Origin of the sequence: Sorangium sp. So ce426, from assembly GCF_051475585.1 — a bacterium.
Lineage (GTDB): Bacteria > Myxococcota_A > Polyangia > Polyangiales > Polyangiaceae > Sorangium > Sorangium cellulosum_B.
On sequence record NZ_CP150341.1, the window covers coordinates 10787135 to 10805854 of the forward strand.

The 18720-nt window shown below is 71.1% G+C and carries 12 protein-coding genes; 3 read left to right on the forward strand and 9 right to left on the reverse strand.

Translation table 11 applies throughout. From position 1 onward, the window contains the following. Positions 1 to 432: 432 nt before the first annotated feature. The 6 genes from WMF44_RS40435 to ppdK form a co-directional block, all read right to left on the reverse strand. The gene (locus WMF44_RS40435) at positions 433 to 3147 is read right to left on the reverse strand and encodes a DEAD/DEAH box helicase (protein ID WP_437295377.1); all 2715 of its coding nucleotides are present in this window, start codon (positions 3145 to 3147) and stop codon (positions 433 to 435) included. Between the two features lie 411 nt (positions 3148 to 3558). Beyond that, a complete protein-coding gene (locus WMF44_RS40440; protein ID WP_437295378.1) occupies positions 3559 to 3849 on the reverse strand; it encodes an immunity 53 family protein in 291 nt (96 codons plus the stop codon). A gap of 468 nt (positions 3850 to 4317) precedes the next feature. After that, complete coding sequence (locus WMF44_RS40445; protein ID WP_437295379.1) at positions 4318 to 5052, reverse strand: hypothetical protein; 735 nt, start codon at positions 5050 to 5052, stop codon at positions 4318 to 4320. Between the two features lie 292 nt (positions 5053 to 5344). Then, positions 5345 to 6076 carry a PspA/IM30 family protein gene (locus tag WMF44_RS40450; protein WP_437295380.1) on the reverse strand — a complete coding sequence of 244 codons (732 nt, stop codon included), beginning with the start codon at positions 6074 to 6076 and terminating at the stop codon, positions 5345 to 5347. Between the two features lie 89 nt (positions 6077 to 6165). Further along, positions 6166 to 7710, reverse strand: a complete 1545-nt coding sequence (locus tag WMF44_RS40455; protein WP_437295381.1) for a hypothetical protein — start codon at positions 7708 to 7710, stop codon at positions 6166 to 6168. A 202-nt stretch (positions 7711 to 7912) separates the two neighbouring features. After that, positions 7913 to 10681: a pyruvate, phosphate dikinase gene (gene ppdK / locus WMF44_RS40460; RefSeq protein ID WP_437295382.1), complete on the reverse strand. Its 2769-nt coding sequence runs from the start codon at positions 10679 to 10681 to the stop codon at positions 7913 to 7915. A gap of 190 nt (positions 10682 to 10871) precedes the next feature. Here ppdK and WMF44_RS40465 point away from each other — a divergent pair, with 190 nt between their 5' ends. The 3 genes from WMF44_RS40465 to WMF44_RS40475 all read left to right on the forward strand — a co-directional run bounded on the left by WMF44_RS40465 (position 10872) and on the right by WMF44_RS40475 (position 13977). Beyond that, positions 10872 to 11810: an FKBP-type peptidyl-prolyl cis-trans isomerase gene (locus tag WMF44_RS40465; RefSeq protein WP_437295383.1), complete on the forward strand. Its 939-nt coding sequence runs from the start codon at positions 10872 to 10874 to the stop codon at positions 11808 to 11810. Between the two features lie 65 nt (positions 11811 to 11875). Continuing rightward, positions 11876 to 13105, forward strand: a complete 1230-nt coding sequence (locus WMF44_RS40470; RefSeq protein ID WP_437295384.1) for an AAA family ATPase — start codon at positions 11876 to 11878, stop codon at positions 13103 to 13105. A 182-nt stretch (positions 13106 to 13287) separates the two neighbouring features. Next, positions 13288 to 13977 (forward strand): c-type cytochrome domain-containing protein, encoded by a 690-nt coding sequence (locus WMF44_RS40475; RefSeq protein ID WP_437295385.1) that lies wholly within the window; start codon positions 13288 to 13290, stop codon positions 13975 to 13977. Between the two features lie 43 nt (positions 13978 to 14020). On the opposite strand, the gene WMF44_RS40480 is transcribed toward WMF44_RS40475, so the two are convergent. The 3 genes from WMF44_RS40480 to WMF44_RS40490 form a co-directional block, all read right to left on the reverse strand. Beyond that, complete coding sequence (locus WMF44_RS40480) at positions 14021 to 14668, reverse strand: hypothetical protein (protein WP_437295386.1); 648 nt, start codon at positions 14666 to 14668, stop codon at positions 14021 to 14023. 133 nt (positions 14669 to 14801) lie between these two features. Further along, positions 14802 to 16535, reverse strand: a complete 1734-nt coding sequence (locus WMF44_RS40485; RefSeq protein ID WP_437295387.1) for an ABC transporter substrate-binding protein — start codon at positions 16533 to 16535, stop codon at positions 14802 to 14804. Between the two features lie 379 nt (positions 16536 to 16914). Then, on the reverse strand, positions 16915 to 18720 hold the full coding sequence (locus tag WMF44_RS40490) for an acyl-CoA mutase large subunit family protein (RefSeq protein ID WP_437295388.1): 1806 nt from the start codon (positions 18718 to 18720) through the stop codon (positions 16915 to 16917).

The following is an 18720-nucleotide window of genomic DNA, read 5'->3' on the forward strand; positions in this document are numbered from 1 at the left end:
CGCGGGAGGATCAGGCACGCGTGGTCTCCCACGATTAACCCTATAGATGGGTCAGGCGACTATGGCAACACAATTTAGTAAGCCGTCACCCCGGCGGGATCGGCTGCGACCCATCGCGCTCTCATCGCGCTCTCATCGCGCTCTCATCGCGCTTTCATCGCGATCTCCTCGGCGATCTCATCGCGCGCAGGCGATGCCGATGGTCCCCGCTGGGCACCGTCAATACGGCATGCGATTCTCCGATGCCGCGCGCGGCCGAGACATTCACGTCGAGAAGGGACGACGCGCCCTCCAGACGAGGATCGCCGCGCGGCCGCGGCCGACGCGGAGCCGTGGCGCGCCCCCCTTCGCATGCCCCTCGCGCTCGCGCTGCTCTCGCGTGTATTCCTGCTCGTCGACCGTCGACTTCTCCGGGATGACGACGCCCGCGCTCTACCCCGGAGACTCCGCCTGCCCGCCGGGTCGCGCGACGCCCTCGCCTCCCAGCCGTTCGACCCAGCTCGTCGCCTCATCCACGGCCGACCTGGCGAGCGCCGCGTCGAGCGGCACGCCTGCGCGCGCGAGGGCGCCGAGATCGTGGAGCCGCGCGAGCACGGCGTGGGCTTCGACCGGCAGCCCGCCGGCCGGTACGAGGTCGCGGTACACGCCCGCGATGAGGGCCGCGTGCGACTCGGGCGCTGGCCCCTCCAGCATGCCCGCGATGGTCCGGGCGAGCGCCTCGTAAGCCGCGCGAGCCGCGTCCGCCGCGAAGCCGGCGTCCAGCACCACCCGCGCGAGCCGCAGCCTGTCCGCTGCCGCCTTCCGCGCGGCCTCCGCCGGAGGGCGAGCGACCGCCGGCGGCCTGGGCACCTCGCCGCCGCCGACCTCCTCATGCGTCGCCTCTCCCATCGTCCCAGCCGCGGCATCCATCGCCGGCGCGGCCCCTCGCCCCGGCGATTCCACCAGCAACGCCAGCGCCGGCGCGCCCTGGCCGCCCGCTTCGCGCTCCACGAGCAGCGCGGCGGCGCCCCCCGCCGCCGTCGAGCTCTCGCCCTCCGCCCCAGCTCCTTCCGGCCCGGCTCCCTCCGCCGCCTCGGCTCCCTCCGCCGCCTCGGCTCCCTCTGCCGCAGCCAGCACCTGCCGCATCTCGCGCAGCACCACCACAAAGCTCGGCGCGGCGAGCTCCTCCACCTCGGCGTCGGCGCGCAGCGACGCCACCAGCACCTTGCGCTTGTCGCCCAGGATGCCCTCGATGCCTCGCTCGATGCCCTCCTCGGCGCAGAGGTAGGTCACGCTCACGCTGCGCGCCTGGCCCAGGCGGTGCGCGCGCGCCGTGCGCTGATCGAGGCGCGCCGGGTTCCACGGCAGATCCAGGTGGACCACGTAGCTCGCGGCCTGCAGGTTGAGCCCCACCCCGCCGGCGTCCGTGCTCAGGAGCACCCGCACCGCAGGGTCGTCCCGGAACCGGTCGAGCAGCGCCGGGCGGCGCTCCGTCGGCACGTCCCCGTGGAGCATGGCGTAGCCGACGCGCAGCCGGTCGAGCCGCTCGCTGGCCAGCTCCAGCATCCCCACCCACTCGGAGAACACGATGACCTTGTTCCGGGGCTGCGCCGTCACCTCGGCGATCAGCGCCTCCAGCTCGTCGAGCTTCGGCGACGCCTTCTTGCGGCGCCTCGGATCGCACAGCTCGAGCGCGTTGCACGCCTGCCGCGCCTTCATGAGCATCATCATGAGCCGGTCCAGCTCCTCCTTGCGCAGCGCCCGGCGCTCCGCGATCGCGAGCAGCCGGGCCGCCTGCGCGCGGTAGTCCGCCTCGAGCTCGCGCTGCTCCCGCGTGAGCGGCGTGTACCGCGTCTGCTCGACGAGCGGCGGCAGATCGAGCAGCACCTCGGCCCGCTCGCGCCGGAGCGCGACCGGCGCGACGCGGCGGCGCAGCTCCCCGAGGTTCCGGTAGCCGACGATCCTGCCCCGCTCGTCCTGGCGGTGGAAGTCGACGTTGTACCGCCAGAGCGGCCCGAGCAGCGCCGGGTCGACGAGCTGCAGCAGCGCGTACAGGTCGTCGAGGCGGTTCTCGACCGGCGTCCCCGCGAGGACGAACAGGAAGCGCGACGGGATCGCGCGCAGCGTCGCGGCCGTCTTCGTGCGGAAGTTCTTCGCGCGCTGCGCCTCGTCGAGCACCAGCACGTCCGCCGCGAGCGCCTTCAGCCGCGAGAGCTCGCGCCAGGTGAGCTCGTAGCTCAGCACCGTGTACGCCGCCTCCAGCGCGAGCGCCCCCGTGCGCTGCGCTGGAGAGCCGCCGAGCACCGCGGCGCGCTCGCCCGTCCACCGCGCGATCTCCTGCGCCCACTGGTGCTTGAGCGACGCCGCCGTGACGATGAGGACCCGCCGCGCCTCGCCGCGTCGCCGCAAGAGCTCGCACGCGGCGATCGCCTGGAGGGTCTTGCCGAGGCCCATGTCGTCGGCGAGCAGCGCCCGCCCGTTGCGGAAGAGGTGGAGCACGCCCTCGCGCTGGTACGGGAAGAGCGGCAGCCCGAGGGCCTCCAGCGCGCCCTGCGCGCGACCACCCCGCGCCTCGAGCTCACGCCGCCGGCGCTTGTGCCAGATCGCCCCCGCGAGCCGCTCCGCCGCCGCCAGCGCCGCGTGGACGATCCGGCACGCATGCGCGTGACTCCCGAGACCTCCCTCCGACGCCGTCCTCAGCAGGCCGCCCGCCTGCACGAGGCGCGCGCGCTCCTCGCGGAGCGACGCGGGCCACGCGCCGACCGCGAGCAGGCGCAGGCCGTCCCGCGCGTCGACCGTGAGCGTGGGCCGCGCCGGCGCGTCGATCCGGGCGAGCGCGCGGCGCCACGCCGCACGCTCCGCGACGGCGCGGCGTACCGCCTCGAGGTGCTTGCACGTGCCGAGCTGATTGCCGAGGAAATCAGGGCAAGAGCACGAGTCGTGGCGCCCGCTTTCGTCCACGAGATCGACGACGTACCGCCCCCCGCTCCCGCTCGCCACCGCGTAGTCGCCGTCGACTCGACCGCTGAGCGGCGTGATGGAGAAGGGCTCGCTGTGCGCTCGATAGACGCGCACCTCGCGCTCGTACCGGCGGACCGCGTCCATATCGCCGTAGTCATCGCATCGCGGGGAATCCCAGCGGGTCGGCTCGATCAAGGCAGGGCGCACGGCGCAGCTCTGCCGCAGCCACCAGGTGATTGCAACAGCCCAGGGGGTCGAGCCGGGCGTTGCATTTGGAGCCAGCGATTTCTCACCAAATCGACCGCGCCCGCGGCCCAGCCCCCTCGCACGGAGCGGAGGACGCGCGAGCTCGAGCATGAACGAGGCTACTTGATCCGACTCCCAAGCTCTGGCCGCAACCCGACCCGGAGGTTCCGCAAGCGACGGTGTCGCCGAAGAGGGGGGTGAGCGCCATCAACGTCGGCTCCACGCCGATGCGGGGGTAGAAGATGGCGAAGACCTCCCAGCGCCGATGAGGTTCGAGGCGCCGCGCCGGCCGGCATCGAGCCGCTCGGACGGCTGAGATGCACCGAGCATGTAGCGGAGATCGTGGCTGCGAGCGGTCGCGGCGCCGAAAGTTCAGCCGTGCGACGCGCGGATCCACGCCCGAAGGATCTCCAGGATCTCCCGAAGATTGCCGGGCCCTCCATGACCATGAAAGCGCCCATCCCTCACGTCACAGCGCACCCAGTCGTCAACACGCCTCTCTTCCGAGACCGGCGCCGGCGCCTCAGCCCTACCCACGTCAGCCACGACGGACCATCCCGGGTTGTCCAGCGTCTCAATCCGGATTCCATTCTGGTGCTCCCAATCCCCGTCACACTGTGAGCGGTACCATTGTTGAAGCCAGTCCAACGTGTCCCTCTCCATCCATGTCTCCTAACGCAGCAATCCGTCCTGTCGCGGTGCTTCTGGCAGAACAGCGCGTTTTAGCGCACCGATCACGTTGGAGTCTCGAGAAATCAACAGAAGGGAAGAGAAACCGCGAGGGGCGCGAGGGGAAGGAGAGATAATATTTCGTCTCTGGTCCCTTGCGCCCCTTGCGCCCCTTGCGGTTTCTCTCTTTCCCGCAGTCCTCGCCCTTGGAGCTTGCTTCCTGGCAGCTCGGCTGGGCCTCGCAACTCATTGAAGCCAGGCAACGTTCAACCTGTTCGGTGCTCTAGGACCGCAATCGCAGGGACGAGCGCTCGCTCATCGCCGGTCTTGGAATCCTCGCTCCGCCGGGGCTTTGGTGAGGTTGCAGAATGTCGCGATCGAACCGTGACATGTCGGAGCATGCCGGCTGGGCCGCACCATCGCTGCGCGCCGCCACGGGCGAGGCGCGAGGGGCGAAGTTCTCTATTCGATCGAGAGGGTGACGGCCTCGTCCGTCACGTCCGCCACCTCGATACTTCCGGTGAAGATCTCCTCGAACGTGAAGTTGCGGAGGACGATCGAATAGCTCCCCTCGCCGATCGCCGCCGCCGCGTCCGGGAACGAGTGCTCCAGGCTGTCGAGATCGATGTCCCCCTCGAACTCGCGCGACGTGATCCAGTAGGGACTCCCGTCGACCAGCACGGGCACCAGGGCGCAATCGTCGTTCGTGGGTTCGCCGCCGATGAAGTCGGTCTCCCCGACGCCCCAGGCCCCGTCCACGAACGTCGCGCAGCCCGCCGTGGCGGCATCGCCGGGGGCGATCGCGAGCTCCGTCCTGTCGAGGCTGGTGCCGCCCGTGCCGCCGCCCTCCGCATTGCCGCCCGTGCCCGCGCCACCTCCGCCTTCGGCGCTGCCGCCCGTGCCTGCGCCGCCTCCGCCTTCAGCGCTGCCGCCCGCGCCGCCGCCGCCTTCCGCATTGCCGCCCGTGCCTGCGCCGCCGCCGCCTTCGGCGCTGCCGCCCGTGCCCGCGCCACCTCCGCCTTCGGCACTGCCGCCGCCGCCTTCGGCGCTGCCGCCCGTGCCCGCGCCACCTCCGCCTTCGGCACTGCCGCCACCGCCGTCGGCGCTGCCGCCCGCGCCGCCGCTGCCAAAGGTAACCTCATCATCCCCGCAGGCGACCAGCAAGCACCCAAGAAAGACGATCGAACTCCACTTCATGCGCACCTCGGCTCTCTGTGAGGCGCGGCAGCGTAACATGAGCCATAGATGCGCAAAAAATACCGGTCCGGACGGCTGCGCCCGCGCTCTCGCAGCGCGCGCTCCCCCGCGGCCCACGCGTGCCGGCGTAAGCGACGCCGCCCCCACCGCTCCGTGATGGAGCCTTCGTCAGCTGTCGAAGGAAGGATGCTCGCCGGCGCGGAATGACGCTCGATGCATCGCCGGCGCCGCGGAGCGCGTCCGGCGAGGACGGCCGCCGCGCCCCGCCCGCCGCCGCTCTTCTTTCAGCCCCTCAGGACCCGATCCGGATCCGCTTCTTCAGCGCGGCGAGCTCGTCGTCGACCGCCGACCCGCCCGGCCTGTCCGCGCTGCCGGCGTCGGAGCTGCCGCGGCCGTGCTCGAGCTGGGCGAACTTCGCCTCCAGCTCGGCCGCCGACAGCCCGCCGCCGGAGATCGCCTCCTCGATCTCGCGCGACGCCGCGACCTGCGCCACCTGCCCCTCGACCTGCTCCTCCATGCGCCGGAACTCGGAGAAGGCGCTCTGGCCGCCCCTCGCCCCGAGCCCCTCGGCGCCGCCGCCGGCGCGCTGCTGCTGGATCTGCGCCGCGAGCGTGCCCTTCCGCGCCTGGAACTCCTCCTGCTTGGCCTCCATGCGCTCGAGCTCGGTCTTCATCGAGAGCACCGCGGAGCGCTGCTCGGCGCGCATCGCCTCGGCGCGGTCGCGCTCGCCCACCACCCGCTTCTTCTGCACGAGCGCCTCGCGCGCGAGCTTCTCGTCGTTCGCCTTCAGCGCGAGCTCGGCGCGCTTCTCCCACTTCTCCGCCTCGGCGTCGAGCTCGTCGACCTTCTTGCGCAGCACCTTCTCGGCCGCCACCGCGTCGACCAGCTCCTTCCGCGCCGCGCGGACCTGGTCCTTCATCTCCTCGACGATGAGATCCAGCGACTTTTTCGGATCTTCCGCCTTGTCGAGGAGCGCGTTGACGTTGCTCGAGATGACCTTTCCCATCCGGTCGAAGATGCCCATGCCGCTAGCGTGCACCGCCCCGCCGCCCCTGTAAAGCGCCCGCGCGCGGGGCCGCGGGCGCCCCCCGCGGCCCCGGGGGAGACCGGCGATCAGGGCGGCGGCGGGTACGCCGGACCGAAGCTCGACTCCACCGACGACCGCGTCGTCAGCAGCGGCGTCTTCAGCGTCTCGTCCTCGTACAGCGGCCTCACCACGCAGGTGTCCTCCCCGCACTCCCCCCCCTCGACGAACGCGACGTCGGCGACCAGCCAGTACCGGGTGCTCCCGTCGGCCGGCGCGAACGTGACGGGCGCCTCCGGGTCGTAGAACCCCGTCGGGCCGAGATCCGCCCCGAGGGAGCCATTGCAGAAGATCTTGATCCGCGGGTGAACCGCGTAGTTCCGGCCATGCGCCGAGTAGTAATGGACGCCGATCCGCGTCCACTGCCCGAACGGCGGGAAATCCACGTTGATGTTCTCGGGCGCGCAAAAGTCATCGCTGTCCGGGTTCGTGACGTCGGGGTCGCACGTGATGTTGTCGATATCGAGCCGCGGGTTGTAGCAACCCTGGCCGAGATCGCGCCACGCCTGCCCGGCGCCGCGAGGGGCGTAATAACACGTGTTCTTGGCCTCCTCCGGATCCGCGTACCAGCTCACCGGCTCCGGCGGCGACGCGCCGTCGCTGAACCACCGCAGCTCCGGATCCGACCCCAACGTGTCCACGGTGCAGTTGTTGTAACCGCAGTCGTCCGGCGAGCCGGCGACCGCCCACGGCCGCGTGTCGCCCGGCTTGTGCAGGTGCAGATCGAGATCCACCCCTTCGCCGCCGAGGTCGTGCTCCCACTCGAGCTCGACCCGGAGGCCGGGCGCGCCGACGTAAAGGGCGTACTCGCACGAGTCGGTCGCGCCGTCGGCGAGGCGCTTCGTGTAGATGACCTTGTACTCCCCCGACTGGAGCGGCTTGTAATCATCCGCCGGGCTCGCCCCGGAGACCGCCGGACACGGGTCGATGCCCGCGGGGCAAACGACGCTCCAGGTCTCCGAGCCAGGCTCGGCGTCCACGCTGAACGTGCCTGTCCCCTCCTTCAGATCCACGTTCGCGAACGGAGGCACCCTCAGCGCGTGGCACCCCGCGGGGTTCTCGCTGAAGCACGCCTCGGTCGCGTGGCTGCCGCCGACGCACGGCCCCCAGACGCCCACCTCGTTGCAAAGCTCGGTGCCCGGAAAACACCCCTCCGCCCCGCGGTACGACGGATCACCCATGAAGCACGCGTGCGCCTGCCCCGCGACGCAGGAGCACGTCTCGTCGACCTGACCGTCGCAGTCGTCGTCGAGGCCGAGATGGTTGAGATCGCAGAGCTCCTCGGGACCGCACTGGGTCCCGCACGGGTTCACGGCGGCGTCGCCGGCGCCGGCGTCGTCGTCGCCGGGGGCAGCCCCGCCAAGGCCGTTATCCGGAACGAAATCGCCGCTGCCGCTGCCGCCCTCGGGCGCGCCGCCGCCGCCCGCGCCGCCTCCGCCGTCGCCGGGCGCACCGCCGCTCGCGCCGACCTCGACGCGCGGGCCCGAGGCGTGGCAGCCGACCGCGACGAACGCACCCGATGTCGCGGCCCCGAGAAATGCGAGGAGCGCAGAGGAGACGCCGAGATGACGCATGAAACCTCCATGTCTCGCCAGCGCGCGGTGGAGCGGCTCGGGCAGGCAGGGGCGCCCGGCGAGACACCGGCGATGAACAGCGAGGTTCCTGGTTTAGCAGACTTGGCGCGATACCAAAGCTCGCACGAGCATAATCAAAGCACGCTCGTGAGAACGGATGTCCCGGCGCCCTGTCCGGGCGGTTGTCGCCGGAGGGTGGGTGTCAGTCCGTCGCGCGCGGACCCCTCGCGGCCTCGGCCGCGAGCGCCGCCTGCGCCGCGGCGAGGCGGGCGATGGGGACGCGGAACGGGGAGCAAGACACGTAATCGAGCCCCGCCCGCTCGAAGAACGCAATCGAGCTCGGATCGCCGCCGTGCTCGCCGCAGACACCGAGCTTCAGCCCGGGCCGCGCCGCGCGCCCTCGATCCCGCCCGATCTCCACGAGCTCTCCGACGCCGGGCACGTCCAGCGACTGGAACGGATCCTTCGTGAAGATGCCGGCCTCGACGTACGCGCCGAGGAACCGGCCCGCGTCGTCGCGCGAGATGCCCAGGCTCGTCTGCGTGAGATCGTTCGTGCCGAAGCTGAAGAACTCGGCCTCCTCGGCCAGCTCGCCGGCCCTGAGCGCGGCCCGCGGGAGCTCGATCATCGTCCCGAACCGGACGTCGACCCGCCGCCCCTTCTCGGCGAAGACCTTCTCGGCGACCCCCTCGACGAGCGCGCGCGTGAGGGCGAGCTCGCGCCGGGTCATGCTGAGCGGGATCATGATCTCCGGCTCCACCTCGATGCCCGCCGCCGCGACCTCGCACGCCGCCTCGAGGATGGCGCGCGCCTGCATCTCGTAGATCTCCGGCGACGTGATCGCCAGCCGGCAGCCGCGGTGGCCGAGCATGGGGTTGTACTCGGCGAGCTCCTCGCTCTTGCGCTGGAGATCCTCCGCGGAGACGCCCGTCGCCCGCGAGAGCTGCTGGAGCTGCGCCTCGTCCTGCGGCAAGAACTCGTGCAGCGGCGGATCGAGCAGCCGGATCGTCACCGGCAGGCCGGCCATCTCCCGGAAGACGCCCACGAAATCGCTGCGCTGGAACGGGAGCAGCTTCGCGAGCGCGCGCCGCCGCCCGGGCTCGCCGTCCGCGAGGATCATCTCGCGCACCGCCTGGATGCGCTCCTCGTCGAAGAACATGTGCTCGGTGCGGCAGAGCCCGATGCCCTCGGCGCCGAAGTTGCGCGCCGTCCTCGCGTCGTGCGGCGTGTCGGCGTTCGACCGCACCCGGAGGCGCCGGACCGCGTCGGCCCAGGCCATCAGCTCCTCGAACTCGCCGCTCAGCGCCGCCGGGATGGTCGGCACCGCGCCGAGGTAGACCGTGCCGGTGCCGCCGTCGAGCGTGATGAGATCGCCGTCCTTCACCGTGATCGAGCCGGTCGCGCGCCCGTGATCGTCGTAGATCGTCACCGCCATCCGGCCCTGGCTCACGCTGATGGCCGAGCAGCCGGCGACGCAGCTCTTGCCCATCCCCCGCGCCACCACGGCCGCGTGGCTCGTCATGCCGCCGCGGGCCGTCAGGATGCCGCGCGCCGCCTTCATGCCGTGGATGTCCTCCGGCGACGTCTCGGACCGCACGAGGATCACCGCCCTGCCCTGGCCCGCGCGCCGCTCCGCCTCGTCCGCGCTGAACACCACCTGCCCCGTCGCCGCCCCGGGGCTCGCCGGCAGGCCGCGCGCGAGCAGCGACTTCGGCGCGCTCGGGTCGATGCTCGGGTGCAGCAGCTGATCGATCGAGCCCGGATCCACCCGCAGGATGGCCTCCCGCTGGCTGATCAGGCCCTCCTTGGCCATCTCGACCGCGATGCGCACGGCCGCGCGGCCCGTGCGCTTGGCGGTGCGGCACTGGAGCAGGAAGAGCTCGCCCTGCTGGATCGTGAACTCCAGGTCCTGCACGTCGCGGAAGTGCTGCTCGAGCTTGCCCTGCACCTCGACGAGCGCCGCGTACGCCGCGGGCATCCGCGCCTCGAGCGAGCTCTCGTCGTCCACGCCGCCGCCCTCGCCGGCGCCGGGCCTCGACAGCGGGTGCGGCGTGCGCACCCCCGCGACGACGTCCTCGCCCTGCGCGTTGGGGAGCCACTCGCCATAGAAGCGCCGCTCTCCCATCGACGGATCGCGCGTGAACGCGACCCCCGTGCCGGAGTCGTCGCCCAGGTTGCCGAACACCATCGCCTGGACGGTGCAAGCTGTCCCCCAGGCCTCCGGGATGTCGTGCATCTTCCGGTATACCTGGGCCCGGTGGTTCTTCCAGCTATCGAATACGGCGCCGATCGCCCCCCAGAGCTGCGCGTGGGGATCGTCGGGGAACGGGCGGCCCGTCGCCCCGAGGACGATGTCCTTCTGGCGCTGGATCAAGGCCGCGAGCGACTCCGGATCGAGCTGGGAGTCGGGCACCTTGCGCTCGAGCTCGGCGGCGTTCAGGCGCGTCGCGTCGACGCCGAGCTTCGCGGCGGCCTGCCTGCGCGCGCGGTTGAGCGCCTCCTCGAAGCGGTCGCGGGGCACGCCGAGCACGATATCGGCATACGCCAGGATGAACCGCCGATACGCGTCGAGCGCGAATCGCTCGCTGCCCGTGCGCCGCGCGAGCCCCCGCGCGATCTCGTCGTTCAGGCCGAGGTTCAGGATGGTATCCATCATTCCCGGCATGGACGCGCGCGCGCCCGAGCGGACCGACACGAGCAGCGGCGCCTCGGGGCTGCCGAACCCCGCGCCGCGCAGCGACTCCAGCCGGCCGATCGCCGCCTTGATCTCGTCCTCGACGCCGGCGGGGAGCGCGTTGCCCGAGGCGTAATAGGCGTTGCAGACCTCGGTGGTGACCGTGAAGCCCGGCGGCACCGGGATGCCGAGGCGGGTCATCTCGGCGAGCCCCGCGCCCTTTCCGCCGAGCAGATCCTTCTGCTGTGCGTCCCCGTCCGCCTGCCCCGCGCCGAAGAAATATATCGATCTCCCCATGGCGGGCGCACGCTAGACCGTCCTCGCAGTCAGGTCGAGAGCCCTCGAACGGCGGAATGGAGGTGCGACGGACGGACGGCCGCCGACGGCCCCACTCCGATCCAGAGCCGTCGGAACCGCGGCGTGCGCCTCACGCGTGCAGCTCACAAAAATACCGGCTCTCGACGGCGGACGAGCTATGAAGCCGCGCATGAAGCGCTTCTCTCTCGTCCTCGTTGCGATGTTCGCCGTCCCCCTCACCGCGTGCGACCAGAAACCCGCCTCACAGGCGATCGCCGACGCGCCGGTGAGCGCCTCGGTCAAGCCGGCCCCGCCGCCGGCGCCCACCCCCGAGCCCGCCGCCTCGCCGCAGCAGCCTGAAGAGCCCGCCGGCTTGCCCGCGCCGCCGGACGTCGCGGCGCCGCCCGCCGACGCGCAGAAGACGGCATCGGGCCTCGCGTCCAAGGTGCTGGCGCCGGGCAAGGACACGGCGCATCCCGGCCCGGACGACAAGGTGACGGTCCACTACACGGGGTGGACCACGGACGGGAAGATGTTCGACAGCTCCATCGTCCGCAACGAGCCGGCCACCTTCCCGGTGGGCGGCGTGATCAAGGGGTGGACGGAGGCGCTCCAGCTCATGACCAAGGGCGAGAAGCGCCGCCTCTGGATCCCCGGGCCCCTCGCCTATGGCGACAAGCCGATGCAACCGGGCGCCCCGGCCGGAATGCTCGTGTTCGACGTCGAGCTGCTCGACTTCGCCCCCGCGCCGAAGCCGCCGCCCGCGCCGAAGGACGTGAAGGCGGCGCCGAAGACCGCGAAGAAGACCGCCTCCGGGCTCGCCTACCAGGTCCTGCAGAAGGGCACGGGCACCGAGCACCCGAAGCCGACGAGCCGCGTCGTCGTCCACTACACGGGCTGGACGACCGACGGGAAGATGTTCGACAGCTCCGTCGTCCGCGACGAGCCGGCCACCTTCCCGGTGGGTGGCGTGATCAAGGGGTGGACGGAGGGCTTACAGCTGATGGTGAAAGGCGAGAAGGCGCGATTCTGGATACCGGCCGACCTCGCTTACGGCGACAAGCCCACACGGCCCGGCGCGCCCGCCGGCATGCTGGTGTTCGACGTCGAGCTCATCGACTTTCGCTGAGCCGTCGGCCGGCGCTTTACATCCGGCCGACTGCCTGGTCACATGATGGCTGCGAGCGGCCAGGCATGCTGACATCCATCCGACTCAGGAACTTCAAGAGCTTCGCCGATCAAACGGTGGAGCTGTCCCCCTTCACGCTGCTGCTCGGGGCCAACGGCTCCGGGAAGAGCAACTTCCTCGACGCCCTGCGCTTCCTGCAGGGCGTCGGGCTGGATCTACCCCTGTGCGACATCTTCCGCGGCCGCGTCGACGGCAGGCGCGAGGTGTGGCCGGGCCTGCGCGGCGGCACGCAAGGGGCCACGCACAGGGGCGCCAAATCGTTCACCATCGAGAGCCGATGGGCGATCGGGAAGGAGGAGCTCACACACAAGATCACGTGTCAGGTCGAGCCTGACGTGATCGTGGAGCACGAGTCGCTCGAGGCGAAGTCAGCCGGGGGTTCGCTCTTCGACACGCCGGCGTCGGCGCTGAAGGGGCTGGAGGGGTTCGCCTCGGGCGGAGCGATGAAGGCGGCGTCGAAGAAGGGCCGCTCGATGCGGATCGCCTCCATGGATCGCAACCCCGCCCGGCGCAGCCTGCTCGGCCAGATAGAGCACCACCGCGGGCGCGGCGAGGACGTGAGCCTCGCGGACGTCATCGCGCTCTGCAACGCGCTCCAGGTCGCGATGCGGAGCACGCTGTCGCTCGACATCGATCCTTCGCGGATGAGGGGTTATGTGCCGCACGAGATAGAGAACCTCGGCGCCGGCGGGCAGAACCTCTCCGCCGTGCTCCGCTGGCTCTGCCAGGAGGCCGAGCACAAGGCCGACGTGCTCGGCTGGGTGCGCGCGATCTTCGCGCCCGAGATCGAGGATATCGAGTTCGCCGAGACGGGCCTCGGCGACGTCATGATGGTGCTCGTCGAGAAGGGCGGCGCCCGCGTCCCGGCGCCGAGCCTCCCGGACGGCGCGCTGCGCGCGCTCGGCAAGATCGCCGGCGTGCTCACCGCGCCGGAGGGCTCGCTCCTCCTCGTGGAGGACCCGGACGCCGGCTTGCACCCCGAGCGCGCCGCCGTGCTCGCGCAGCTCCTCGAGGGGGCGGCGCGGCCGTCCGTCTGCCAGATCGTGGCGACGACGCACTCGCCCGCGCTGCTCAGGGGGGTGTCGAAGCAGGGCCTCAGCCGCGCGATCGCGTTCCAGCGCGACCCCGAGACCTCCGCCACGACGACGCGCCGCCTCGCCGACCTCCCGCGCTTCGAGGACATGGCCGAGCGCGATCCCGGAGAGCTGCTCTCCTCGAAGGCGCTCTCCTCGTAGACGCGGCGAGCCGATCCCGGTACAGCACCATCATTTCATTGCAGTGTCGCGAGCTCGCGATAACGATAACCATTTTCACTTCATGAAATGCGTTGTGGATGCCCACAATGCCATCTAGGGTCCTCCGCGAATCGACAGCGCGGCGCTCGCCGCGCGAACACAGCGTCAAAGAGGGTCCTCACATGCTTTCCCAGAAAACTGCACTTCAACTGGTCCTCTGTCTGACCATCGGGTTCTCGGCGGCTGCCTGCTCTGACGACGGTGGCGAGACCGACAACAGCACCAGCACCAGCACCAGCACCTCGGCCAGCGGCAGCGCCACCAGCAGCAGCAGCGCGGGCCAGGGCGGCGGCACCGGCGGGACCGACGGCCAGGGCGGCGGCACCGGCGGTTCGGATGTCGGCACGGGCGGCCAGGGCGGCGGCACCGGCGGTTCGGATGTCGGCACGGGCGGCCAGGGCGGCGGCACCGGCGGCGCCGGCACCGGCGGCGAAGGCGGCGAAGGCGGCTCCGCTCCCGCCGGCGACCCCCTCTGCGGCGCGGGCACCGCGACCTTCGCTGATGTGCGGCCGATCCTGACGACGACCTGCGCGGGCTGCCACGGCAACGCCGGCCCCGCGGCCGCCGGCCTCGATCTCCGCGCGAACGCGGCCCATGGCGAGCTCGTCAACGGGAACAGCACGGAATGCACCGGCCGGAAGCTCGTCGTGCCGGGCAAGCCGAGCGAGAGCTACATCATCAACAAGGTGCGCGGCTCCGGCCTCTGCGGCGACGACACGCGCATGCCCCCCCCGGACTCGGGCAATGCCCTGCCCGAGGCCAGCATCAAGAAGATCAACGACTGGATCTGCGCCGGCGCTCCCCAGCAGTGAGCCCGTCTGCCCGGCTCAGCGCCTGTCCCGGCAGCGCGGGCGCTCAGTAGACCTTGCAGCGCGCGCCGCCCGCGGCGCGCGCATACGGGATCTTCGCGCTGCGCCCCTTCACGTAGATCGCCCCGCCCGGAGCGGGCCTCGGGATCACGGCGCCCGTCGCGAGCGGCCGTCCTGCGGGCAGCTCCTCGACCTCGATGACGATATCGTTCCCGTCCTGATCGACCGCCGAGATCGAGGGGCGCCGGCTCTCCTCGTCGGGAGCGCCGCCCGGGCAGGGCACCCCGCGCGCGCTCAGCGCGACGGCCAGCGTGTTGGCCGAGGTCTCCGGCGCGCCGGCCGCCCACTGGAACCTGGGATCGCGCGCCTCCCCCACCTCCACGGCCAGGCAGCTGCAGCGCTCCTTGCGCGCGTCGGCGCGCGCGAGCGAGAGATCGTGCCGCACGCCCACCCACGCCGAGGGCGCCCGCTCCTCGGGCGTCGACGGGGCGCCGCCGAAATCGTCGGGCGCGCCGAAAGCCCTGCGCGGCGCCTTCTTCTTCGCGCTCGCCTGATCCGCCGGGACGGCGGGATCGACGGTGTCGCCCTCCCAGAACGCCGCGGCGCCCGCGTGCTGGTTGCCGCCGCAGGCGGCGAGGAAGACTCCGGAGAGGAGCGCAGCGAAGCGCGCAATCTGGACGCCCGAGGGGAGCATGCAGCGCGATCTTCGCACCGGCGCCGCCGGCGGCCAAGGTTTGTGCTGGGTCGGAGAGAAAAGAGAGAGAAGCGCTGCTAGGCGAGGACACACGCGCTGCGCGCCGGACGCCCGGCGCGCAGCGCAGGAGCCGTCACTTCGGCTTGATCTCGGTCAGGACGAGCAGGTAGTCCGGCGAGTTGTTCGGCGACAGCTTCGCGTACGGGTTCTCCTTGCTGGGCCACCCGACGAAGCGCTTCGTGCTGTACTCGCCCCAGGAGGGGTTCTTGAACAGCGGGATGACCGGCACCTGCGTGGCATAGATCATCTGCAGGTCCTCGACGATGCTCTTCTGCTCCGCCGGATCCGTCGCGGCCGCGAACTTCTTGAACAGCGGCTCGGCCTCCTTGGCGGCGAAGCGGTGCCAGTTGCGGTTCGAGACCTCGCCGACGGCCTTCACGAACTCCGGCGCCATGAGATCGCGGTAGTAGTTGAACGGCGTGGGCTCGGTGTTGGTCCAGCCCATCGACATGTCGAACGTGCCCTTCTGGAGCGCCTCGAAGAACGCGCTGAAGTCGTACGTCTTCAGCGTGGCCTCGATGCCGACGGCCTTCAGGCTCTGCGTTGTGATCTGGACCGCGCGCACCCAGTCGGACCAGCCGGTCACGACGTTGATGTCGAACTTCAGCGGCTTGCCGTCCTTCGCGCGGATGCCGTCGGCGCCCTTGGCGTAGCCGGCCTCGTCGAGGAGGGCGTTCGCCTTGGCCACGTCGAAGGTCGTCCAGTCGCCGGCCGCGGCGGCCTTCTCGCTGCGCCAGCGCCCGTAGGCGTCGTCGAGCCCGGTCCCGTCCGCGCCGACCGTGTAGCCGTTGACCGCGACCTTCGCGATCTGGGCGCGGTCGATGGCCATGCTGATGGCCTTGCGCAGCTTGATGTCGTTGAACGGCTTCTTCGTGGCGTTCGGGTAGATGGTCACGGTGCCGCCGACGAGCGGGAACCAGTAGTGGTTGTTCTCCGGGTCCTTGGCGACGTAGGTCTTGTCGATGTCGGGCACGAAGTTGCCGGCCCAGTCGACCTCGCCGTTGATGAGCGCCAGGTTCGCCTGGTCGTTGCCCGGGTACGCCGGGAAGCGCAGGCCCTCGACCGCCGGCTTGCCCTTCTGCCAGTAGTTCGGGTTCTTGCCGAGCTCGTAGATCTGGTTCTGGAAGGTCTTCACCTCGGTGAAGGGCCCCGTCGCGACCGGGTTCTCGTTCGTGAACGTGACCGGGTCGGCGACGTCCTTCCACTTGTGCTCCGGCACGATCGGCTGATGGCCGATGTAGGTGAGGCCGGGGACGAACGCCTCCTTGAAGACGAACTCGACCGTGGTGTCGTTCTTGGCCTCGACCGAGTCGACGAGCTTCCACACGCCCGTGAGATCGAGCGCCGGGAACTTCTTGAGGAGCCCGAACGTGAACGCGACGTCCTTCGCCGAGAAGGGTTGTCCGTCAGACCACTTGACTTCGGAGCGGGTCGTGAAGGTGAGCTTCTTGTTCGCGTCGCTCCACTCGTACTTCGTGGCGAGCCACGGGACGTACTCGCCCTTCATCGTGTTGTACACGATCATGGGCTCGTAGATGCCCGCGACGGTGGGGAAGCGCGTGGCCCCCTCGCCGAGAAGGGGGTTGAAGTTACGAACCCAGGACGCCTGCTGCTCCCTGGAGATGGTGACGAACTTCGCGCCGCCCTTCGCATCGCCCTTCGCAGCCGGCCCGGCCGCGGCACCGGCCGAGCCCGCGGGCGCCGTGCCGCCGGACTCGGACTTGTTGTCGCAGGCCGCCGTGGCGCCGACAGATAGGACGAGCGCCGAAAGGGCAAAAATGCGGCGCGACATGGATCGACTCTTCATAAGCTTGCTCCTACGCGGCGACCTCGGTCGCCCACGACGATCCTCTCACTCGACCGACAGCTCGCAGCGCCGCAGCGCAGCGACAACAGCAGACCGTACGGCGGCGCCACGGATGAGCCGCGACTGCGGCAACCTGACGCCGGCGCACTCTACCGGCCGACGTAGAGAAGTGTCAACCTGACGAATCGAGGGATTCCCCGGCCACCGCGCCGCCCGCGACCTGATCGGATGCGCACGCCGGGGCCGCGGCGCACCGCAGCAAGCCGCGCGCGCGCTCGCTCCTGCCCGCGCGTTCCCGCGCGTTCCCGCGCGTTCCCGCGCGTTCCCGCGCGTTTACCCGCGCGTTTACCCGCACGTTCACCCGCGCGTTCCCGCGCGCTCAGAACTCGGCCGGATCGCTGTAGGTCCCCAGGACGTCGCGCAGCACGTCGCAGATCTCCTGCTCGGTCGCGTAGGCGCTGGCCGCCGCGATGAGGGGCGGCATCAGGTTGTCACGGCCGCGCGCGGCGCTCCTCACGTCGGCCAGGGCGCGCCGCACCCGGTCCTGGTCGCGCTGGGCCTTGACCCGGGCCAGGTTCTCGCACTGGACGCGCTGCACCTCCTCGTCGATCCGGAGGAGGGGGATCGTCTTCTCGCCCACCGCGGCGTAGCGGTTGACGCCCACCATGATCCGCTCGTTCGATTCCAGCTCTCGTTGAAACCTGTAGGCCGAGGCGGCGATCTCGCGCTGCGGATACCCCTTCTCGATGGCGGCCACCATCCCGCCCATCTCGTCGATCCGCTGGATGTACTCGAGGGCCTCCTTCTCCAGGCGGTCCGTGAGCCACTCCACATAGTAGCTCCCGCCGAGCGGATCGATGGTGTTCGCGACCCCGCTCTCGTGGGCGATGATCTGCTGGGTCCGGAGGGCGATGGTCACGCTCTCCTCGGTCGGGAGCGCGTACGTCTCGTCGAGCGAGTTCGTGTGGAGCGACTGGGTGCCGCCGAGCACGGCGGCGAGCGCCTGGAGCGAGACGCGGACCACGTTGTTGTACGGCTGCTGCGCCGTCAGCGACACGCCGGCCGTCTGCGCGTGCGTCCGGAGCTTCATGCTCTCGGCCTTCTTCGCCCCGTACCGCACCTTGAGGAACCGCGCCCACATGCGGCGCGCGGCGCGGAACTTCGCGATCTCCTCGAAGAAGTCGCTGTGGACGTCGAAGAAGAACGACAGGCGCGGCGCGAAGGCGTCGACGTCGAGGCCGCGCGCGACGCAGCTCTCGACGTAGGCGAGCCCGTCCGCGAGCGTGAACGCGAGCTCCTGCGCGGCGGTCGAGCCCGCCTCCCGGATGTGGTAGCCGCTGATCGACACCGAGTTCCACCGCGGCACCTCGCGCGCGCAGAACTCGATCATGTCGGTCACGACGCGCATCGCCGGGCGCGGCGGGACGAGCCAGGCGTGCTGGGCGATGAACTCCTTGAGGCAGTCGTTCTGCACGGTGCCGCCGATGCGGCTCCGCGGGATCCCGCGCTTGTCGGCGAGCGCGATATAGAACGCGAGCAGCACGGCGGCGGGGCCGTTGATGGTCATCGACGTCGTCACCTGGTCGAGCGGGATGCCGTCGAAGAGCACCTCCATGTCGCGGAGCGTGTCGACCGCGACACCGCACATCCCCACCTCGCCGAGCGACCGCGGAGAGTCGGAGTCGTAGCCCATGAGGGTCGGGAAATCGAAGGCGGTCGACAGGCCCGTCTGGCCCTCTGCGAGCAGGTATTTGAACCGCGCGTTCGTCTGCTCCGGCGTGCCGAAGCCCGCGAACATCCGCATCGTCCAGAGCCTGCCGCGGTACATCGTCGGCTGGACGCCCCGCGTGAACGGGTACTCCCCGGGCAGCCCGAGATCCGCCGCGTGGTCGACCGGCGCGTCGGCCGGGGTCGCGAGGTCGGGGACGTCGATGCCGCTCCACGTGGTGAAGCGCTCGCTCCGCGGCGGGAAGCGCGCCGACGCCTCGGCGACCGGGCCCGCGCGCCACGCGGCCACCGCGCGCCGGAGCGCCGCGAGCCCTGCCTCGTCGAGCGCGAGCCCCTCTCCGCCCCCGCCGTTCGTGGAACGGAGCGCGTCGCCGCCGCTCGCGTCGGCGTTTTCCGGGGACCCGACCGCTCGGTCCGCCGCGGTCTCCGGAGGGGGGGTGATCTCTCGAGGCGCCAT